The following is an 18,595-nucleotide window of genomic DNA, read 5'->3' on the forward strand; positions in this document are numbered from 1 at the left end:
GGAATGGAGTAGTTATGAAACAATATTATTTTGAGGATCTACTCATCTCTATGTATCCCTCCGACTTGCTGCATTCCTTTGGCATAAACGGAAAGATATCAGGCAGTATCTATGCGGTGGGGGAGATGCAGGGAGTTCTGCCAGTGATTCATGGACCCAGAGGCTGTGGCTATCATTATCGTTTTTCAGCAAGAAGAAGACATTACCCTTATTTTAATGTTATTTCCAGTGATCTCTCAGAGAAAGAGATCATCTACGGAGGTGAAGAAAAATTATATCAGACAGTTTGTGACGCTTATCAGAGATATCATCCAAAACTGATTCTTGTAATCCCAACACCGGCAAGTGATATTATTCATGATGATCTAGAGATCGTTGCGGCAAAAGCAAGAAAAAAGGGAATTCCGACAGTTGCTGCAAAGTCTGAAACTTTTTCTCACAGAGACAAGAATTTCAGTCGGAAGAGATTGGCAGAAGTTTCAAAGCAAAAACCTGAGCAGCAGAAGAACATTCCTTTTGACACGAAGGGCTGTGGATATACAGAGGCTCTCCTGGCAATTATAGAAAACATAATGGAGAAACAGGACGTACAGCCAAGAACGGTTAATATAGAGACAATTGCCTGGGGGAAGCATGGAAGACAAGTGATCGAGGAGATAAAAAAGACGCTTCGGGAAGTAAATGTACAAGTAATATCATATTTTCCGTCAGACAGCTATGAGAACATAGTTCAAATGCCGGCAGCTTCGTTAAACATTGTCAGGAGGATCAAGTGGGCAAAAAAAATGGAGGAAAAGTTTGGCACACCATTTCTTGCGGTTAACACTGCAGGAAAATATCAGGGACTGGATGGAATCTGCCATTTTTACCATGATATTGGAGAATTTCTTGGTATATCAGAAGAGATGGATGCATTAATTGCGGATAAAAAGAAAAAAACTTCAGCAGCAGTTTGCAGTTTCAAAAAAACGTTTGCAAAGTATCATGTTATCTTGATATCAAGGAATCTGCAGTCTCTGCCTCTGATGATAAAGAAGTATCAAGATGAATTTGGATTCAAGATTCGGTGTTGCTGCGGTATTTACACGCCGAAACACAGGGAATATCTGCAAATTGATGATCGCGTTTATGAGAATCTGGTACTCAGGGTTCGTGATACGATCAATCAGTATACACCACAGACCAAATTTATAATGAATCCTTCTGATGAGGAGCTGATGAATGAAGTGCTCTATTGTCAAGTAGCTTTCGGCACGGATGATCCTTATTATGAGAAATTAGGGATTCCTTTGATTCATTCTGCTGAAGAGAGTATGCCGCTTTCTTTTGAGGCCTATGTTCGTTCCATGGGTGAGGTATATGAAAAAGTATCGTGTTCAAAGAATAAACCGGATCTTTTAATAAATGCTCTTGGTTTCGACAGAGAAGATCCTCTGATCTTAGATGAGAAGAATATACAGGCGGCGAGAAAGATGTGGGTTGAGACTTGGTTTCAGAAAGGAAAATAGTATGAAATGTGCAGATTCATGCAGGCTGTTTGGGGCATATCAGGCAGTTTCAGGCATAGATGGCAATGTGGTATTGCTACATTCTGTGGAGGGGTGTAATTTTGGAACGATGAGTCTTCACCTTGCGGGAAATATGCAGAACATGCGTCAGGCGGGAACAATCATGGGAGATCAGGATATTATATTTGGCGGGGAGGAGACATTAAGAGAATCAGTAGACCGTGTACTGAAGTTATACCATCCAGATGTTATCACGGTGATTACCGGGTGTGCTCCTGAGATTATCGGAGATGATGTAAGAACGGTCACGTCACAATATGACTCAATTCTTCCAGTTGTCTATATTAATGGTGCAGGATTTAAAGGACATTTTGAAACTGGATATGAAGATGCACTGATAACGATCGCCAAGAGACTTACGGTTGATTCAAAAAAAACATCTATCCCAGTTATCAATATCCTGGGGATGAATTATGATGATTTCAAGATCGATGCCGATATCAAAGAGTTTAAGAGAATCCTTGGGAATAAAGTAAAACTTAACTGTGTAACGGCCAGATGCAATCTGGAAGAATTTATGCATATGAGCAGGGCGGGGCTGAATATTGTCTTTTCTAGAGGAAGGAAATTGGCTGAGTTTCTAAAAAATGCGTATGGAACTGAGTTTATTGAGATGGACTATCCTTATGGAATCACAGGAAGCTGTCATTTTCTTGATAGTGTCGGAAAATTTTTTGATATTGATTTTTCTGAAGAAAAAGAGAGACTAAAACGAGAATTGGAAGAAAGGTTAAAAAAATGCTATAGCTATTTAAAAGCTTTCTATGGTCTTCCGGTTTCTGTATTCGGAGAAAGTGGAAGGGCATCTGGAATGCGTAGATTTCTGGAAGAGGAACTGGGAATGGATGTCGTATCTTTGGGAATATCATCTGATGAGTTTAACATGGATGATTTCATTACCCAAGCATGTAAAAGTGATGCTGCTCTCATCTTCGGAAGTTCTTTCGAGGCAGATATTGCCGATCAAATGGAGATTCCTCTTATTCGATATCTCTATCCCGTATTTGACTGGATTTCCATCTCAGACAGCCCCTATATTGGTGGAAAAGGTGTGATTTACATTATAGAAGATATCTTACATACAGTGATTAACTGCCGGAAAAACAAAGGAGGCTTATATTTTGAAAAAAATATGTGTTTACGGTAAAGGCGGAATAGGAAAATCAACAATTGTATCCAATCTTGCAGCCGCATTTGCTTATCAGGGATTAAAGACTGCAGTAATCGGCTGTGATCCAAAGGCGGATTCGACCAGAAATCTGACCGGAAGAAGGATTCCAGCTGTTTTAGATCTCATGCGCAGGGAAGAAGATTCGCTGTATACGTTGGGCTATAAAGAGATTATATGTGTCGAGGCGGGAGGACCAAGTCCCGGAACAGGATGTGCTGGAAGGGGGATCGTAGTTGCATTGGATCGGATCAATGAGACACATATGCTTGATGATCGTGATATTGTGATTTATGATGTGTTAGGAGATGTTGTATGCGGGGGATTTTCGGCACCATTAAGAGAGAATGTAGCCGATGAAGTCTATCTTGTTACAACAAGCGATTTTATGGCTCTATATGCCGCTAATAATATCTGCATTGGAATAGAAAAATATGCAAAGGAAGGATCTGTGCGCCTTGCTGGGATAATTTACAACGGAAGAAGTTGTTTAGATTCCTGTGAAATGGCAGAGGAGTTTGCCACTGAGGTGGGAAGTCAGATAATAGGGAAAATACCTATGAGTGATAAGATCAGTATGGCGGAACTTCACAAAAAAACCGTTGTTGAGATGTATCCGGCCTCCGATATTTGTAGATCGTTTATGAAGCTTTCCACTGCTGTGCTAAATAATACGAAGACTGTGATACCATCACATCTAAGCTATGAGGAGGTGGAAAAAACATGTCTGGCTTACCAGCGGGGATAGAGAAACACCCCTGCTTTAATCATGATATTCATCATAAATATGGACGGATTCATCTTCCGGTTGCAAAAAAATGTAATATCAATTGTAATTATTGCGATCGAAAATATCATTGTGTCAATCAGTGCCGCCCGGGGGTTACGGCAAAACTTATGACTCCGTCTGAGAGCATTTCTTTTGTGAGAGAAAATGATACCTCGCAAAACAATTTGACTATAGTTGGAATTGCCGGTCCGGGTGAACCTCTTTATAATGATGAAACCTTCATCACTTTTGAATTGATGAAAGAGAAATATCCAAAACTTATAAGATGTGTCAGCACAAACGGGATGTTACTGCCGCAGCGTTTGGATGAATTGTTAAACTGTGGTGTTTCGACGATTACGCTCACTTTGAATACATTGCGTCTGGATACAGCTATGAAAATTTATTCGGGAAGTTCAAAGAGGGAAATAGAGGAGCTTTTAGAAAAACAAAAAGAAGGATTAGATGCTGCAATAGATGCCGGAATGATCTTAAAGATTAATACTGTACTGATCCCGGGAATCAATGATACGGAAATGGAAGAAATATCTTGCTTTTCAAAAGAACACAAAGTGGAAATCATGAACATCATGCCCTTGATTCCTCAGGGGAAATTTTCAAATCTTCCTGCTCCAAGTCATGGAGAGATCATAAAAGCAAGAGTGTTGGCCGGTCAACATATACCTCAATTTCATGACTGCAGAAGATGCAGGGCAGATGCTGTGGGAAGACTTTAATAGAATCTGTAATGAAAGAGAGACGGCATCATGCAGGTATGATGAGCTGTCTTTTGACTGACATAAACATATCTGTAATATTTTTATTGTTTACAAGTGAAAGAAAATAATTTATCGAATTATTAAAAAAAACCGAAAAAGTAGTTGACATTTATCTCCGAAGAGAGTATATTCATATTCAACATAACAAATCGCCGCTTATTAAACTCGGTCACAAGATCGAAAAGCGGAAAAGGTAAAGGAGCTATTCACATGTTTAACACAATGCTTAACCTACTAGTCATCGTCATTATTAGTTAGCAAGACTGAAACGCGGAAAGAAAATTCATCCGATTGTTTGAGTCTTATTTGTGTTAGTGAATGGGATTCTTACAAAAAGGGCATCTCATTCTATCAAGTTAGAAGAGATGCCCTTTTTGCTGTCAATTATAATAACAGGAGGAAAAAACATGAGAAGTGATCAGATAAAAAAGGGGTTGGACCAGGCACCGGCGAGAAGTCTTCTATACGCTACCGGATTGGTTAAAAGCGAAGAAGATATGAAGAAGCCGTTTATCGGGGTTTGTAACTCCTACATAGACATCATACCGGGGCATGTACATCTTCGAGAGCTTGCTGACGTTGCTAAGGATGCAATCCGAAAAGCAGGAGGAATTCCCTTTGAGTTCAATACCATCGGTGTCGACGACGGAATTGCCATGGGTCATATTGGGATGAGGTATTCTCTTCCGAGCCGCGATCTGATTTGTGATTCGGCTGAAACTGTGATCAATGCTCATTGGCTGGACGGGGTTCTCTTCATGCCGAACTGCGATAAGATCACTCCTGGGATGGTTATGGCGGCGATGAGAACGAATGTGCCGTCCATCTTTTGTACGGGAGGTCCCATGAAAGCAGGTGTTGATAAATGCGGAAACAATATGACATTTTCAACACTTTTTGAAGGAGTCGGCTCCTTCAAATCCGGTAAGATATCTTCGGAGGAACTGCTTTTTATGGAGCAGAATGCATGTCCGGGCTGTGGGTCCTGTGCAGGAATGTTTACTGCAAATTCGATGAATTGTCTGCTTGAAATGCTGGGGCTTGCACTTCCAGGTAATGGAACAATCCTGGCGGAATCCGAAGAGAGACACAAACTTGTAAGGCAGGCAGCGCGTTGTCTGATGGATTTGGTTGAGAAACAGATCAGGCCCCGCGATATCGTGACAAAAGAGACATTAGATGACGCCTTTGCACTGGATATGGCGATGGGAGGTTCGACAAACACCGTTCTTCATACACTGGCTATTGCGAATGAAGCAGGTATTGATTATGACTTGAAAGAGATTAATGAGATTGCAAAACGTGTTCCATATCTCGCCAAGATTGCACCTTCCTCACAGTATTCCATCTATGATGTCCATAAAGCCGGCGGAGTCTCAGCGATCATTCACGAGCTGGCTGAAATGGGAGATGTCATTCATCCGGACAGAATCACGGTGACAGGAAAGACACTCCGGGAAAACGTTGAGAATGCTAGAATTAAAAATCCGGAAGTGATCCATCCAAGAGAGCATGCGTATAGTCCGGTAGGAGGCCTGTCAATCCTTTACGGAAATCTTGCACCCGATGGCAGTGTCATCAAAGTTGGAGGCGTAGATTCAGATATCAAAGTCTTTCGGGGAAAAGCAATTTGTTTTGATTCCCACGATGAGGCAGTGGCGGCTATTGACGATGGCAGAGTACAGAAAGGTCACGTGGTAGTCATCCGATATGAGGGACCCAAAGGAGGCCCCGGAATGCCGGAGATGCTGGCACCGACTTCGAGCATTGTAGGACGGGGACTTGGACGGGATGTAGCCCTGATTACAGATGGGAGGTTCTCCGGAGCTACCCGAGGTATTGCGGTGGGGCACGTCTCACCTGAGGCTGCAAAGGGAGGTCCGCTTGCACTGGTAAAAGATGGTGATGAGATTGAGATTGATCTGATAAATCGAACTTTGAATATCGAGCTTTCAGAAGAAGAACTGCAAAGAAGAGAGCAGGAACGTCCCAAATTTGAATTCAAAGTAAAGAGCGGCTGGCTGGCAAGATATACCGCATTGGTTACATCTGCAAATACAGGTGCAGTTTTAAAAATCCCAAATGAATAGGAGGCAGACATATGGAGAGCATGCAGGAATGTAAAGATTCAGCCCAAAAAGAAGCCGGTACTTTGCTGTCCGGGGCACAGATAGTGATAGAAACTCTGAAAAAACATGGCGTCGAGTTAGTTTTTGGTTATCCGGGGGGTTCTGTCTTACCCCTGTACGATGTCTTGTACGATGAGGAGATACCAAATATTCTGACCCGGCATGAGCAGGGAGCTGTCCATGCGGCGGAGGGATATGCGAAGGCGACCGGAAGACCAGGCATCGTTATCGTCACAAGCGGGCCGGGTGCGACAAATGCAATTACAGGTATTGCCGATGCGATGGCAGATTCCGTTCCTCTGATTGTGTTCACCGGACAAGTGACAACTCCCGGTATCGGAAAAGATGCTTTTCAGGAAGCCGATGTGCTCGGAATCACACTTCCGATCACGAAACATAATTATCAGGTGCGCGACACGAAGGAGATTGAAAAAACAATTGATGAAGCATTCCATCTGGCAACGACTGGCAGAAGAGGTCCCGTCGTAATTGACCTGCCCAAGGATGTCACGGTGACAGAGGGGACCTATAAACATAGCGAAGAATCCGTGCATCTGGTAAGTTATCAGCCAAATACAAATCCCTCGGATCTGCAGATTGCCCGCTTGATGAGACAACTCAAAAAGGCAAAAAAACCAGTTGTACTTGCAGGGGCAGGCGTGTCAGCAGCCGATGCATCTGAGGAACTTCAGGCATTCGTCAAAAAATATCATCTTCCGGCTGTCACAACATTACTTGGGCTTGGAACATTGCCTGCGGATTTAGATGACTTTTTGGGAATGGGAGGAATGCACGGAAGCTATGCTGCAAACATGGCATTATCCGGATGTGATTTTCTGATCAATATCGGAAGTCGTTTTGATGACAGGCTTGCCACATGTCCGGAACATTTTGCCGAAGGAGCAGTGATTGCACATATTGATATAGATCCGGCGGAAATCGGAAAGATTATCCGAACCGATCTTCCAATTGTCGGCGATGCAAAAAAAGCTCTTCAGAAAATGTTGGATTTTGATGAAATAAAAACCGATCATTCCAAATGGGAAGAGCAATGCCTTGCACGAAAAAAGAAATATCCCCTCGACTATGACCGAGATAATATGGAAGAGATCAAACCGCAAAGAGTAATTGAAAAAGTGGGAGAGATCACGAAGGGAAAGGCATTTGTGGCAACAGACGTCGGACAGAATCAGATGTGGGCGGCACAGTTTTATCCATTCTATTATCCCAATCAGTTGATTACAAGCGGAGGTCTTGGGACAATGGGGTATGGAATACCGGCCGGAATTGGTGCCCAGTTTGCCTACCCGGACAGGGAGGTTGTCGTTTTCGTCGGAGATGGGGGCTTTCAGATGACAAATCAGGAATTTGCAATTTTAAATGAAAATCATCTGAACGTGAAATTTATTCTGATCAACAATCGGTCACTCGGTATGGTTCGCCAGTGGCAGGAAAGTTTCTATAACGAGCGACGTTCTGCTTCCGTATTTAAAAATCAACCCGATTTTGTAAAACTTTCAGAAGCCTATGGCATTAAAGCAGTACGTATATCGGATCCACTGACATTGGATGCACAACTGGAAGAGGCGTTCTCCTATGAAGGTCCGATACTCATCGAGGTTATGACATCTTCTACGGAACAGGTTATGCCAATGGTTCCGGCTGGAATGCCGAATGATCAGATGATTGGAGGTGGCAAAGAATGAGACGTACCATCACCGCACTCGTATATAACCGTTCCGGTGTGCTCAGCATGATCACCAGTGTTTTAAACCGCAGACAGGTGAACATCGAGAGTATTTCCGTGGGAGTGGTCGATCAGGATAATATTTCGCGTATGACAATTGTGGCCAATGTAGAATCGCTTCAGGAAGCTGAGCAGGTAACAAAACAGCTGAATAAACAGATTGACGTAATCAAAGTTTCCGATATCACAGAGGATCCTCATGTCGAAAGGGAACTGGCACTGGTCAAGGTCAATGCCCCTTCTGCGTCCCGCTCCGAGATTCAGGCGGTCATAGCACCGTTTCGGGCAGATACTGTAGATGTGGCTCAAAAAACCATCATCGTTCAGGTTGTGGGAACACATGAAAAGATTAATGCATTTATAGAAGTTTTAAGGCCCTATGGTATTGTACAGATGGCCAGAACCGGGATTACCGGACTTACAAGAGGTTAATCGCATTTACAAAATGCTTTTAATAATTACTAAATATTATATTTTTGGAGGAAAAGTATTATGGTAAAGGTTTATTATGATGATTCAGTAAAGGAAAATGCTTTAGAAGGAAAGACAATCGCAGTCGTAGGATATGGTTCTCAAGGGCATGCGCATGCACAGAATTTAAGAGATAACAAGAATCAAGTCATCATCGGAATTCGCGAGGGAAAATCAGCAGAGGCCGCAAGAAAGGATGGATTCGAGGTATACCCGGTTGGCGAAGCAGCAAAAAGAGCGGATGTAGTTATGATCCTCGCTCCGGATGAGATCCAGGGAAAACTTTATGACAATGAAATTGCACCAAATCTTAAAGAGGGAAATGCACTGGCATTCGCCCACGGTTTCAATATACACTTTGATGTAATCAAACCGCCGAAGAATGTGGATGTATTTATGGTTGCACCAAAAGGACCGGGACATCTGGTTCGCCGGACATTTGCCCAGGGATTTGCAGTTCCCTCTCTGTTCGCAGTATATCAGGACGCGACCGGAAAAGCTAGAGACCTGGCGCTTTCCTATGCGAAAGGAATCGGATCTACACGAGTAGGCGTTCTTGAGACTACATTCAAGGAAGAAACAGAGACAGATCTCTTCGGTGAACAGGCGGTTCTCTGCGGCGGACTTACCAGCATGATCATGGCTGGATTTGAGACACTGGTAGAAGCCGGATATCAGCCGGAACTGGCTTATTTTGAAGTGTGTCACGAGATGAAACTCATTGTAGATCTGATCTATGAGGGCGGATTTGCCAAGATGAGAGATTCTGTATCAAATACAGCTGAATATGGCGACTATGTGTCCGGACCACGTGTAGTCACTTCGGATGTAAAAGCAAATATGAAAAAAGTTCTCGACGATATTCAAAATGGAAACTTTGCCAAAGACTTTGTCGATGATAACGCCAAGGGATTCCCAAAATTCAAAGAACTCCGTGCAAAGAATGCAGGTCACCAGATCGAGACGGTCGGAGCAGAACTTCGCAAGATGATGCCCTTCGTAAGAGAAAACGACTGATACCAGGGTTATAGCAAAATTCTCTGACCCAAACATAAGAATGAAAGTATATAATATCCAGAGGTGAAAAAGAAATGGGACTTGTGACGAAAGAAGATATCGATCAGGCACTTAAAGTTTTAGAACCGGTGGTTACTCATACGCCACTGCAGTATGACCGCTATCTGTCTGAGAAGTATCAGGCGACGGTACTTTTGAAAAGGGAAGACCTGCAGAGGGTGCGCTCATTTAAACTGAGAGGCGCATATTACGCGATTAAACAGAAAAGCAGAGAAGAATTATCACACGGTGTGGTTTGTGCAAGTGCCGGAAACCATGCACAGGGTGTCGCTTATACCTGCCGTGAGATCAAGGTTCATACAGTGATCTTTATGCCTACGACGACACCCCAGCAGAAAATATCACAGGTCACGTTTTTTGGAGGAGATTATGCCGAAATACGATTAGTAGGAGACACCTTCGATGCGTCTTGTCAATCGGCAAAAGACTATGCAGCGGAAAATAAGATGGCTTTCATTGATCCCTTTGATGACCCGGATATCATTGCCGGACAAGGAACACTCGCAGCAGAGATGATTCAGGATATAACTGCGGGCGGATATGATCTGGATTATGTGTTATGTGCCATCGGTGGGGGCGGACTGATCAGCGGTGTGAGTACTTATATAAAAAATACAAGCGCGGATACAAAAGTAATTGGGGTGGAACCAGCGGGGGCCTCTTCGATGAAGAAAGCTTTCGATTGCGGATGTCCCTCGCCCCTTGCGTGGCTGGATAAATTTGTCGACGGGGCTGCTGTGCGGGAAGTTGGACAGCTGACCTATGAACATGCAAAAGAGTATGTGGATGCTCTGATATCCCTAGACGAAGGCCAAGTCTGCACTGCAATTCTCGAATTATACAGTAAACAGGCAATTGTGGCTGAACCGGCAGGTGCTTTAAGCGTTGCGGCTCTTGAGACCATGAAGGATGAGGTAAAGGGGAAAACTGTTGCCTGTGTGATCAGCGGCGGAAACAATGATATCAACCGTATGGCTGAGATTGAAGAGCGTTCGCTCATTTATCAGGGATTGAAGAATTACTATGTCGTTAATTTTCCGCAGCGTCCCGGCGCACTGAAAGAGTTTGTGAATGAGGTGCTGGGGACGAATGATGATATTACACGTTTTGAGTATACGAAGAAGATTAATCGCGGAACAGGACCGGTAATACTTGGAATTCAGTCAAAATCAAAAGACGATGTACCAAACCTTGTAAGGCGGATAGCAGCATTTGATCAGTGTTACATCGATCTGAAAGAAAACCAGACGCTGTACTCACTGTTGGTGTAAGATAAGTAAAATAATTCAGTAACTACAAAAGAGGATTCCCGCACTGTTAGATAGTTGTCAGTGAGGGAATCCTCTTTTGTGGTTAAAAGCAATTACAGAATATTATGATACCAGGGTCAAAAGGTCCTGCGTTTCATGCTTGCATGAAAAAGCATGACCTTGGGACCCGTAAAAACATGAGAACGCAACCCGATTAGGGTGGAATTCGAATGTTTTTAGGGTGCTGAACATCCAGTGGATGTTCGTTTAGCACGGACCGAAGCGGAGCGGAGACTTGTGAGAGCTCGAAGAGCGTAACAATCCGTGTATCATAAGGGGTCAAATTACTTTTGACCCCAACCTCATATTATATTTGAGCTAAATACTTACCTATTACATATCCCTGGGTATAGTTATGTCCCAGATTTAGGCCATATACGTCCAAAGGATAGTCGATGCCTCCATAGAAGTTTCCGGCGAGGTTTCCGATTGCATAGACACCCTCAATTGGATTACCATTTGTATCAAGAGGCTGAAGTTTTTCGTTCACTTCAACGCCTGAGCAAGCCATAGTCAGGCGGATGTGACGATGAATTCCGTAATATGGTGGTTTATCGATTGTCTTCAAGTATTTCGCCGGCACACCGAATTCAGTGTCTTTTCCAGATTTTGCGATTTCATTATACGTATTCACGGTCTCAACAAAAGTGTCTGAATCATTGATTTCAAGCTTTTTGGCCAATTCTTCGAGAGTGTCTGCTCTATAGGTTGCAAGCAGAGGCTCGATGACATTTGTGTGTGCTACTTTTTCCTCCGGCATAAAGTTCTTCATGCCTTCCGGGTCAACCAGTCTTCCTGGGAAATTGGCTGCCTTGTTCATGTAATCGGAATCAAAGATCTGGCAGTAATGACCCTCATCTTCTTTGCCAAGCAGATAGCAGTTCATAATTGCCATATCCGTTGTCTCATCACAGAAACGTTTTCCGTTTTTCCTGACACGTAAGAACGGCATGTCACACATAGAAGCTGGCCCAGAATCAAAATCGTGGGCCATCTTTGTATGCCCAATATTCTCCATTTTCCCGCCGGCCCAGATGATCATCTTCTGACCGTCACCGGTTCTGCCAAATTTCTTAATGCCAAGGTTTACGACATCGGGCATATAATAGCTAAGCATATCTTTGTCACTTTGGTAATCACCGGTTCCAAGAACAACACCTTTTCTTGCGTTGAATTGAACATACCCCTCTTTAGTTTTTGCAATAACTCCGACAACTTTTCCATCTTTCTTTACAAGCTGTTGTGCCGGCGTATCGAGGAAAAGCTCTACGCCTGCTTTCACGGCTGTCTTCGCAAGGGCTTTCATTCCATCACCGGTATCATACGGCTTTGGACCGAAGAAAGTAGTAATAAAATCAATCTTATATCCACCACTTTCCAAAAGGGCCTTGTGAGGGTCATTTCCCTGATCAATGATCTGTGCACCGCCTTCCAGAGCTTTGTCCATCATCCAGTGAACGGCTTCTCCGGAATGTCTGGCCCACATCTCGATCAATCCACGTTTTGGACGGTGATCAGAAGCTGACATCAATTGTGATACAAGCCTTTCGACATCGGACGGATCACTTTTATCCAGATTAATTCCGGCACCGGAATTTCCACGTGCATCGATGAATGTGCCTTTCTGCAAAAGAGCAACAGATGCTCCGCCTTCACGTGCAGCCAGTGCGCAGGGAACACCGGGGGAACCTGCCCCGACTACAACAACATCATATTCTTTTGTCTCTTTGATATTGATGATGGGAGCCTGTTTTTTGAAAAATTCTGGTGTCGATGATGTTACATGGCCATAAGGTGTTTCCATAGATTTGTTGTTTCCCATAATAAATTCACTCCTTTATGTATTTTAGTATTCTATTTATCACTCACTTAAACGATAGCACTTATAGAGCGAATATTCAAGATATAGAATAAATAAAAGGAATATTGGTGAGAATAAAAAGGATAAACGAGGAATTGGACCTGAAAAAATAATAATATTTTAAATATATAGAATTATAAAATGTTTATACTAAGAAGAAAGAATTTAAAGTATATGAGTTAAAAAAAGTCAATAGACCCCTGAAGTATTGCCAGAAGGTCTTATTGACTGTATTTCTAAGCTTTAAGAGGAACCCCTTATACAGGACGGAACAAATGTCTGGGAATTCCATCCACCATTATAGGGGAAACATCTCCCTGAATCAATGGACGAACATAATTTATGAATTCTTCTGCCACGTAATCACCCTCTTCATTCATCCACTTTCTTGGAACCAGTTTCTCATCATTTGCAATTTTATGCACATCTTTTACCTTGGTTCCGCACTGGTATGGATCATCTGATATACGGTTTAAAACTACCATTTTACCGGAATCTCCCTCATCAGCTGCTTTTACTGCAGCGCCGCCAACCTGATAAGCTTCGAGAATATCCACACGAGAGGCTAGATGAGATCCCGAACGCTGAAGAGTGCTAAGTTCAATAGATCTGGTTTTGCAGCCGATTTCCCCGGCAACATAACTTGCGAGATAATTGGCAGTTCCGGAAAGCTGCTTATGACCAAAGGCATCCACAAAATCGAGACTCTGTCCGAGCTCACATACGTAGCGGCCGTCTGAAAGCCTTAATCCTTCTGAAACTGCGATCACAACAGAAGATTTTGACGACAATAGATTTTTGACCTTTTCACCGAATTTTTTCAGATCAAAAGGGAGTTCCGGTAGGTAGATCAAATCAGGTCCGCAGCAATCCTCACCTCTTGAAAGAGAAGCAGAGCCTGTCAGCCATCCTGCATTTCTGCCCATGATTTCTACGATAGTAACGACCCCTTTTTCATATTCGAGACAAAAGCTGTCTCTTATGATTTCTTTGATAGAAGTCCCGATATATTTCGCAGCACTTCCATATCCAGGTGTATGGTCTGTCAGTGCCAGATCGTTGTCGATCGTCTTTGGACATCCGATGAATCGTGTCGGATGTCCAGTGACAATTGCGTAATCTGAAAGCTTTTTTATAGTATCCATGGAATCATTTCCACCGATGTAAATAAAGGCTTCAATGTCTAATTTATCCAGAATTCCAAAGATTTTTTCATATACTTCTCTGTCTTCGTGAATCTCGGGAAGCTTAAAACGACAGGAGCCGAGAAATGCTGCCGGAGTCCTTTTCAGCAGCTCTGTATCCAGATCGTTTTTAATATAGTCGGACAGGTCTATGTAGCGTTCCTGCAGCAGTCCCTGTATTCCGTGCAGCATCCCAAATACTTTTCTGGCACCACGGTCTTTTGCAGTACGGTATACACCTGCAAGACTTGAATTGATAGCGGCAGTAGGGCCACCGGATTGGCCAACAATGATATTACCATTCATAAATGATACCCCCTTTTTGGTATTGTTTAAAATCTGAAAATATTATATAAATACAGTTTAGTTTATTCTGAATAAAATGTAAACAGATATAGAAGATAAAAGTAAAGGTTATGTTGTTCTGAAATTGATCTTTTCGGAGTATTACGTATGGTCTGTAGATTTGTTTTGACAATGATCGATGTATATGCTAAATTTATTACAGTATTATACGGGAAGGGGAAGAAAAGATGGAAGAATTAATGCCGCATCTAAAAACTAAAGAAAAGTGATTCTGCTGTATATGCCATTTTACCAGGTGATCCGGCAAGAGTTGACCGGATTGCGGAAGTTCTGGACGATACCAAAGAGCTTGCCTTCAACAGAGAGTTTCGAAGTGTCAAGGGAACTTATAAAGGCATTCAAGTTCTGGCAGTTTCCACTGGTATTGGAGGAGCCTCTACGGCTATTGCAGTAGAAGAACTGGCCAGAATTGGTGTAAAAGTTATGATTCGTATCGGAAGCTGCGGGGCTCTCCAGCCGGACATCAGACTGGGAGACCTAATACTTGCAAGCGGAACGGTAAGAGATGACGGTGCGTCGGCATCCTATGCAAAACCGATTTATCCTGCAGTACCGGACACAAAACTGCTTTTTGAATGTATCCGGGCGGCCGAGAATGAAAAAGCGGCCTGTCACGTTGGGATTACAAGGAGCCATGACAGCTTCTATATTGATGAAGAGGAAGAAGTCAGTAAGTATTGGAGTGAAAGAGGAGTTCTGGGTGCCGATATGGAGACAGCTGCTCTTTTCGTGATTGGAGGACTGCGTGGAGTAAAAACAGCTTCTATATTGAATACAGTTGTGGAATCCGAGGATAAGCTGGAAGATCATATTAATGACTATACATCCGGAGATCAGAAGATGATGCATGGTGAAAAGTTGGAAATATTGACTGCACTGAATGCTTTTGTCTCATATGATCAACTTTAAATTTGTAGGGAGGGAAAAAATGAAGAGAATATTTAAAACAAAGTTTAATGCAGCCTGTTTTGTACTGATTCCGGTATGTATTGGAATCAACTATGTTGGAAAGCTATTTGCATCGCTGCTCAAACTTCCGCTTTGGCTGGATTCCATTGGAACCTGTATTGGCGGAGTACTGGGAGGCCCTGTTATTGGCGGAATCTGTGGTGCTGCAAACAATCTGATTTATGGACTGACAACAGGTGATTCGATTACGCTGATCTATGCACTTACCAGTTTTGGAATTGGTGTCGCGGTCGGGATAATGGCGCGGCTTGGCCGTATGAAGACATTTCCCGGTGCACTCCTCACAGCAGTTGCTGCGGGACTTACAGCAGTTGTGATATCAACGCCTCTGAATATCATTTTCTGGGGAGGTATGACGGGGAATGTATGGGGGGATGCAGTGTTTGCATGGTCACAGGCAGGAAAACTCCCCGTGTTTTTCGGATCATTTCTCGATGAAGTCATTGTAGATGTTCCAGATAAACTTATCACTTTACTTCTTGTCTTTGCGATTGTAAAGAATCTTCCGAAGAAACTGACGTCACTCTATGATGTTGATGATGAAGTTGAAAGTCTGGATTAAGGAGAAGTACAATGAACAACAGTATCAGCTTATACGTCGATAAAGACACGTATTTGACAAGACTACATCCATTCACAAAACTGGTATTTATTCTGGCAGCAATCAGTATCCCCTTGCTTTGGGGTACTTTGTGGATGTATATAGTTATGATAGCACTGAGTCTGTGCCTGCTGATCAGTGGAAGAATCATCAGGAAAGCCTATCCCCTGATTGCATTTTCCTTTACAATCATCATTATGATTTTTCTGATTCAGGGATTGTTTAATCAGGAGAATAAAAATGTACTTTTTTCTGTCGGACCGCTTCGCTTTTATAAGGAAGGAATTCTCTATGCGTTGAAAATTGGCCTTAATATCCTGAATATGCTTCTATGTTTCGCAGTTTTTGTTCTTACGACGAAACCTGCAACATTAGTGGAATCCTTGGAGCAAAGGGGTGTTTCGCCAAGATTCGGCTATATTGTTAGTTCTGTATTTCAGATCATTCCTCAGATGATCGGAACTATGCACACGATTCAAGATGCTCAGGCAAGCAGGGGAATGGAGACAAAAGGCAATTTATTAGTACGGGCAAAGGCATTCATTCCGTTGATCTCACCTATAGTGAGCAGTTCGCTGATCAATACGAGGGAAAGGGCAATTGCTCTTGAAGTACGGGGTTTTGATTCAAAAGTAAAAAAGACGTATATGGAAGATCACAATCTAAAAAAAAATGATCGGACGTTTATGTCATTGATGACCATACTCATCGCAATCTCAATGATCTGGAGGATTTTTCAATGGCTTTCATAGAGGTTTCGAATTTGAAATATCGCTATCCGCATACGAAAACTCTTGCACTCGACGGAATAAATCTCTCGATTGAAAAGGGAGAGTTTATCGGTATAGCAGGAGAAAACAAAGCGGGAAAAAGTACATTATGTCAGTCATTTGCGGGTCTGATTCCCACGATGTTCAAAGGTGCTTACGGCGGAAAGATTTTAATTGGCAAAAAAAATGCAGCGGAAACACCGATTGCGGAGCTCTGCCAGAGTGTTGGACTTGTCTTTCAGAATCCTTTTAACCAGCTATCTGGCGCTAAGGAGACGGTCTTCGATGAGATCGCATTCGGCCTTCAGAATCTTGGTGTACCACGGGAAGAAATGATCAAAAGAGTCAGGGATAATCTGAAGCTTCTGGATATAGAGAAATACGCTTATCGGAATCCCTTCGATCTTTCCGGAGGACAGATTCAAAGAGTGGCAATCGCCAGCATCCTTGCCATGAATCCCGAGCTGATCGTGCTGGATGAACCCACATCCCAGCTTGATCCCCAGGGCAGTGAAGAGGTCTTCAAGGCTGTCGAAAAACTTACAAAGTCAGGGATCACGATTATCATGGCAGAGCACAAGATGGAAAAACTAGCTTCTTACTGCGATAAAATACTGCTTCTGCATAAGGGAAAACAGATAGCATTCGATACACCTGAATACATTTTTTCCAGAGATGATCTGGATTCAATTGGCGTGCTGCCGCCTGTATATACACAGGTGTGCAAAACGCTCTCTATTTCAAAGAAAAGTGAAAAAGACAAGATCATTTATCCGGTGACATTTCAGGATGTTGAGAAACTAAAAGGTTTTTTTCCCGAGCATCTTGTGGGGAGAATAACAAGTTCAGAAGATGATTCCATAGTTAAAAATCCCGTTTTTCAAATTGAACATTTAAGCTTTTCCTATAACCCAATGGTTTCTGTAATTGAAGATGTGAATCTGACATTTAGAAATGAACCAACAGCAATTATTGGTCAGAATGGTGCCGGGAAGACAACATTGGTTAAGCTGCTGAAAGGGCTAATAAAGCCCGCATCCGGAAGTATTTTGTTTGAAAGAAATGACACGAAGAATCAGACGGTTGCTCAGCTGTCTGCACAAATTGGATACGTCTTTCAGAATCCGGATGACCAGATATTTAAAAATAAAGTGATGGATGAGATCATGGTTGGTCCTTTGAATCTTGGCTGGAGTAAGACAAAGGCGAAGGAGAGTGCCAGGGATGCTCTGGAGATGGTCGGATTGATCGATAAGGCAGAACAAAATCCATATGATCTTGACCTGTCAGAGCGAAAGTTAATTGCCGTTGCATCTGTAATTGCAATGAATCCGAAGGTTTTGATTCTGGATGAGCCGACTATTGCACAGGATGTAAAAGGAAAAGAGATCATCGGGAAACTGATTACTTCTCTTTTTGCACGGGGGAAACTTATTATAACAATTCTTCATGATATGGATTTTGCTGCAAAATATTTTAATAGAATCATTGTAATGGCGCATGGAAAGATCCTGGCGGATGGTCCAAAAGAAGAAGTTTTTTATCGCACAAATACTCTGAAACAGGCGCATCTTGAACAGCCGCATGTCACATCTCTGTGCAGAGAACTGGGATATGAGGGCGTGTTTTTGGACACAGACGATCTCAACGCCTAATTACTATATCTGGCAGAGGGTATCATGGAAGGAGGGAGTATGAAAAAGGTAAAGTTCTTTATTTTTTCCCGGAGTTTCCTATGAATCCTATGAAGAATAATAAAGAAGTCGATGAGATAGGTGTAAAAACTTATAGCATCGGCTCCTTTTCATTATCCTTCGGGTATGATA

At 42.7% G+C, this 18,595-nt stretch carries 15 protein-coding genes; 13 read left to right on the plus strand and 2 right to left on the minus strand.

Annotated features, from left to right (window positions below; genetic code table 11):
• The first annotated feature begins 14 nt into the window (after nucleotides 1-14).
• The 9 genes from INP51_RS06150 to ilvA all read left to right on the plus strand — a co-directional run bounded on the left by INP51_RS06150 (nucleotide 15) and on the right by ilvA (nucleotide 10,979).
• Complete coding sequence (locus tag INP51_RS06150) at nucleotides 15-1,508, plus strand: nitrogenase component 1 (RefSeq protein WP_193736842.1); 1,494 nt, start codon at nucleotides 15-17, stop codon at nucleotides 1,506-1,508.
• A 1-nt stretch (nucleotide 1,509) separates the two neighbouring features.
• Nucleotides 1,510-2,715: a nitrogenase component 1 gene (locus INP51_RS06155; protein WP_193736843.1), complete on the plus strand. Its 1,206-nt coding sequence runs from the start codon at nucleotides 1,510-1,512 to the stop codon at nucleotides 2,713-2,715.
• Nucleotides 2,690-3,484, plus strand: a complete 795-nt coding sequence (locus INP51_RS06160; protein ID WP_193736844.1) for a nucleotide-binding protein — start codon at nucleotides 2,690-2,692, stop codon at nucleotides 3,482-3,484. Before INP51_RS06155 ends, INP51_RS06160 begins: the two co-directional genes overlap by 26 nt.
• Nucleotides 3,460-4,242 (plus strand): radical SAM protein, encoded by a 783-nt coding sequence (locus tag INP51_RS06165; RefSeq protein ID WP_193736845.1) that lies wholly within the window; start codon nucleotides 3,460-3,462, stop codon nucleotides 4,240-4,242. Before INP51_RS06160 ends, INP51_RS06165 begins: the two co-directional genes overlap by 25 nt.
• A gap of 449 nt (nucleotides 4,243-4,691) precedes the next feature.
• Nucleotides 4,692-6,374 carry a dihydroxy-acid dehydratase gene (gene ilvD / locus INP51_RS06170; protein WP_193736846.1) on the plus strand — a complete coding sequence of 561 codons (1,683 nt, stop codon included), beginning with the start codon at nucleotides 4,692-4,694 and terminating at the stop codon, nucleotides 6,372-6,374.
• Nucleotides 6,375-6,385: 11 nt separating this feature from the next.
• Entirely contained in the window at nucleotides 6,386-8,119 is a 1,734-nt protein-coding gene (gene ilvB / locus INP51_RS06175) for a biosynthetic-type acetolactate synthase large subunit (RefSeq protein WP_230406890.1), read from the plus strand.
• A complete protein-coding gene (ilvN, locus tag INP51_RS06180) occupies nucleotides 8,116-8,592 on the plus strand; it encodes an acetolactate synthase small subunit (protein ID WP_193736847.1) in 477 nt (158 codons plus the stop codon). Before ilvB ends, ilvN begins: the two co-directional genes overlap by 4 nt.
• Before the next feature lie 60 nt (nucleotides 8,593-8,652).
• Nucleotides 8,653-9,648, plus strand: a complete 996-nt coding sequence (ilvC, locus tag INP51_RS06185) for a ketol-acid reductoisomerase (protein WP_193736848.1) — start codon at nucleotides 8,653-8,655, stop codon at nucleotides 9,646-9,648.
• Between the two features lie 74 nt (nucleotides 9,649-9,722).
• Nucleotides 9,723-10,979, plus strand: a complete 1,257-nt coding sequence (gene ilvA / locus INP51_RS06190) for a threonine ammonia-lyase IlvA (RefSeq protein WP_193736849.1) — start codon at nucleotides 9,723-9,725, stop codon at nucleotides 10,977-10,979.
• Between the two features lie 346 nt (nucleotides 10,980-11,325).
• Here the strand turns inward: ilvA and INP51_RS06195 are convergent, their stop codons facing one another.
• Both INP51_RS06195 and INP51_RS06200 read right to left on the minus strand, forming a co-directional pair.
• On the minus strand, nucleotides 11,326-12,840 hold the full coding sequence (locus tag INP51_RS06195) for an FAD-dependent oxidoreductase (protein ID WP_193736850.1): 1,515 nt from the start codon (nucleotides 12,838-12,840) through the stop codon (nucleotides 11,326-11,328).
• 296 nt (nucleotides 12,841-13,136) lie between these two features.
• The gene (locus tag INP51_RS06200) at nucleotides 13,137-14,369 is read right to left on the minus strand and encodes a 6-phosphofructokinase (protein ID WP_193736851.1); all 1,233 of its coding nucleotides are present in this window, start codon (nucleotides 14,367-14,369) and stop codon (nucleotides 13,137-13,139) included.
• A 330-nt stretch (nucleotides 14,370-14,699) separates the two neighbouring features.
• Between INP51_RS06200 and INP51_RS06205 the strand changes: the two genes are divergently transcribed.
• From INP51_RS06205 to INP51_RS06220, 4 genes are read left to right on the plus strand one after another with little or no spacing between them, the layout of a single operon-like run.
• Nucleotides 14,700-15,338: a nucleoside phosphorylase gene (locus tag INP51_RS06205; protein ID WP_329602335.1), complete on the plus strand. Its 639-nt coding sequence runs from the start codon at nucleotides 14,700-14,702 to the stop codon at nucleotides 15,336-15,338.
• A gap of 19 nt (nucleotides 15,339-15,357) precedes the next feature.
• Nucleotides 15,358-15,960, plus strand: a complete 603-nt coding sequence (locus INP51_RS06210) for an ECF transporter S component (RefSeq protein WP_193736852.1) — start codon at nucleotides 15,358-15,360, stop codon at nucleotides 15,958-15,960.
• 11 nt (nucleotides 15,961-15,971) lie between these two features.
• Nucleotides 15,972-16,751, plus strand: coding sequence for an energy-coupling factor transporter transmembrane component T family protein (locus INP51_RS06215; protein WP_193736853.1), 780 nt, complete (start codon nucleotides 15,972-15,974; stop codon nucleotides 16,749-16,751).
• The gene (locus tag INP51_RS06220; RefSeq protein WP_193736854.1) at nucleotides 16,739-18,424 is read left to right on the plus strand and encodes an ABC transporter ATP-binding protein; all 1,686 of its coding nucleotides are present in this window, start codon (nucleotides 16,739-16,741) and stop codon (nucleotides 18,422-18,424) included. Before INP51_RS06215 ends, INP51_RS06220 begins: the two co-directional genes overlap by 13 nt.
• Nucleotides 18,425-18,595 lie beyond the last annotated feature (171 nt).

This window comes from Blautia liquoris (assembly GCF_015159595.1).
Lineage (GTDB): Bacteria > Bacillota > Clostridia > Lachnospirales > Lachnospiraceae > Novisyntrophococcus > Novisyntrophococcus liquoris.

What these genes read in the sequence shown, in the direction of transcription:
- INP51_RS06220 (WP_193736854.1), top strand. Translation starts at nt 16,739, where the DNA reads ATGGCTTTCATAGAGGTTTCGAATTTGAAATATCGCTATCCGCATACG.
- ilvC (WP_193736848.1), top strand. Translation starts at nt 8,653, where the DNA reads ATGGTAAAGGTTTATTATGATGATTCAGTAAAGGAAAATGCTTTAGAA.
- INP51_RS06210 (WP_193736852.1), top strand. Translation starts at nt 15,358, where the DNA reads ATGAAGAGAATATTTAAAACAAAGTTTAATGCAGCCTGTTTTGTACTG.
- INP51_RS06150 (WP_193736842.1), top strand. Translation starts at nt 15, where the DNA reads ATGAAACAATATTATTTTGAGGATCTACTCATCTCTATGTATCCCTCC.
- INP51_RS06195 (WP_193736850.1), bottom strand. Translation starts at nt 12,840, where the DNA reads ATGGGAAACAACAAATCTATGGAAACACCTTATGGCCATGTAACATCA.
- INP51_RS06200 (WP_193736851.1), bottom strand. Translation starts at nt 14,369, where the DNA reads ATGAATGGTAATATCATTGTTGGCCAATCCGGTGGCCCTACTGCCGCT.
- INP51_RS06165 (WP_193736845.1), top strand. Translation starts at nt 3,460, where the DNA reads ATGTCTGGCTTACCAGCGGGGATAGAGAAACACCCCTGCTTTAATCAT.
- ilvA (WP_193736849.1), top strand. Translation starts at nt 9,723, where the DNA reads ATGGGACTTGTGACGAAAGAAGATATCGATCAGGCACTTAAAGTTTTA.
- ilvN (WP_193736847.1), top strand. Translation starts at nt 8,116, where the DNA reads ATGAGACGTACCATCACCGCACTCGTATATAACCGTTCCGGTGTGCTC.
- ilvD (WP_193736846.1), top strand. Translation starts at nt 4,692, where the DNA reads ATGAGAAGTGATCAGATAAAAAAGGGGTTGGACCAGGCACCGGCGAGA.
- INP51_RS06155 (WP_193736843.1), top strand. Translation starts at nt 1,510, where the DNA reads ATGAAATGTGCAGATTCATGCAGGCTGTTTGGGGCATATCAGGCAGTT.
- ilvB (WP_230406890.1), top strand. Translation starts at nt 6,386, where the DNA reads ATGGAGAGCATGCAGGAATGTAAAGATTCAGCCCAAAAAGAAGCCGGT.
- INP51_RS06215 (WP_193736853.1), top strand. Translation starts at nt 15,972, where the DNA reads ATGAACAACAGTATCAGCTTATACGTCGATAAAGACACGTATTTGACA.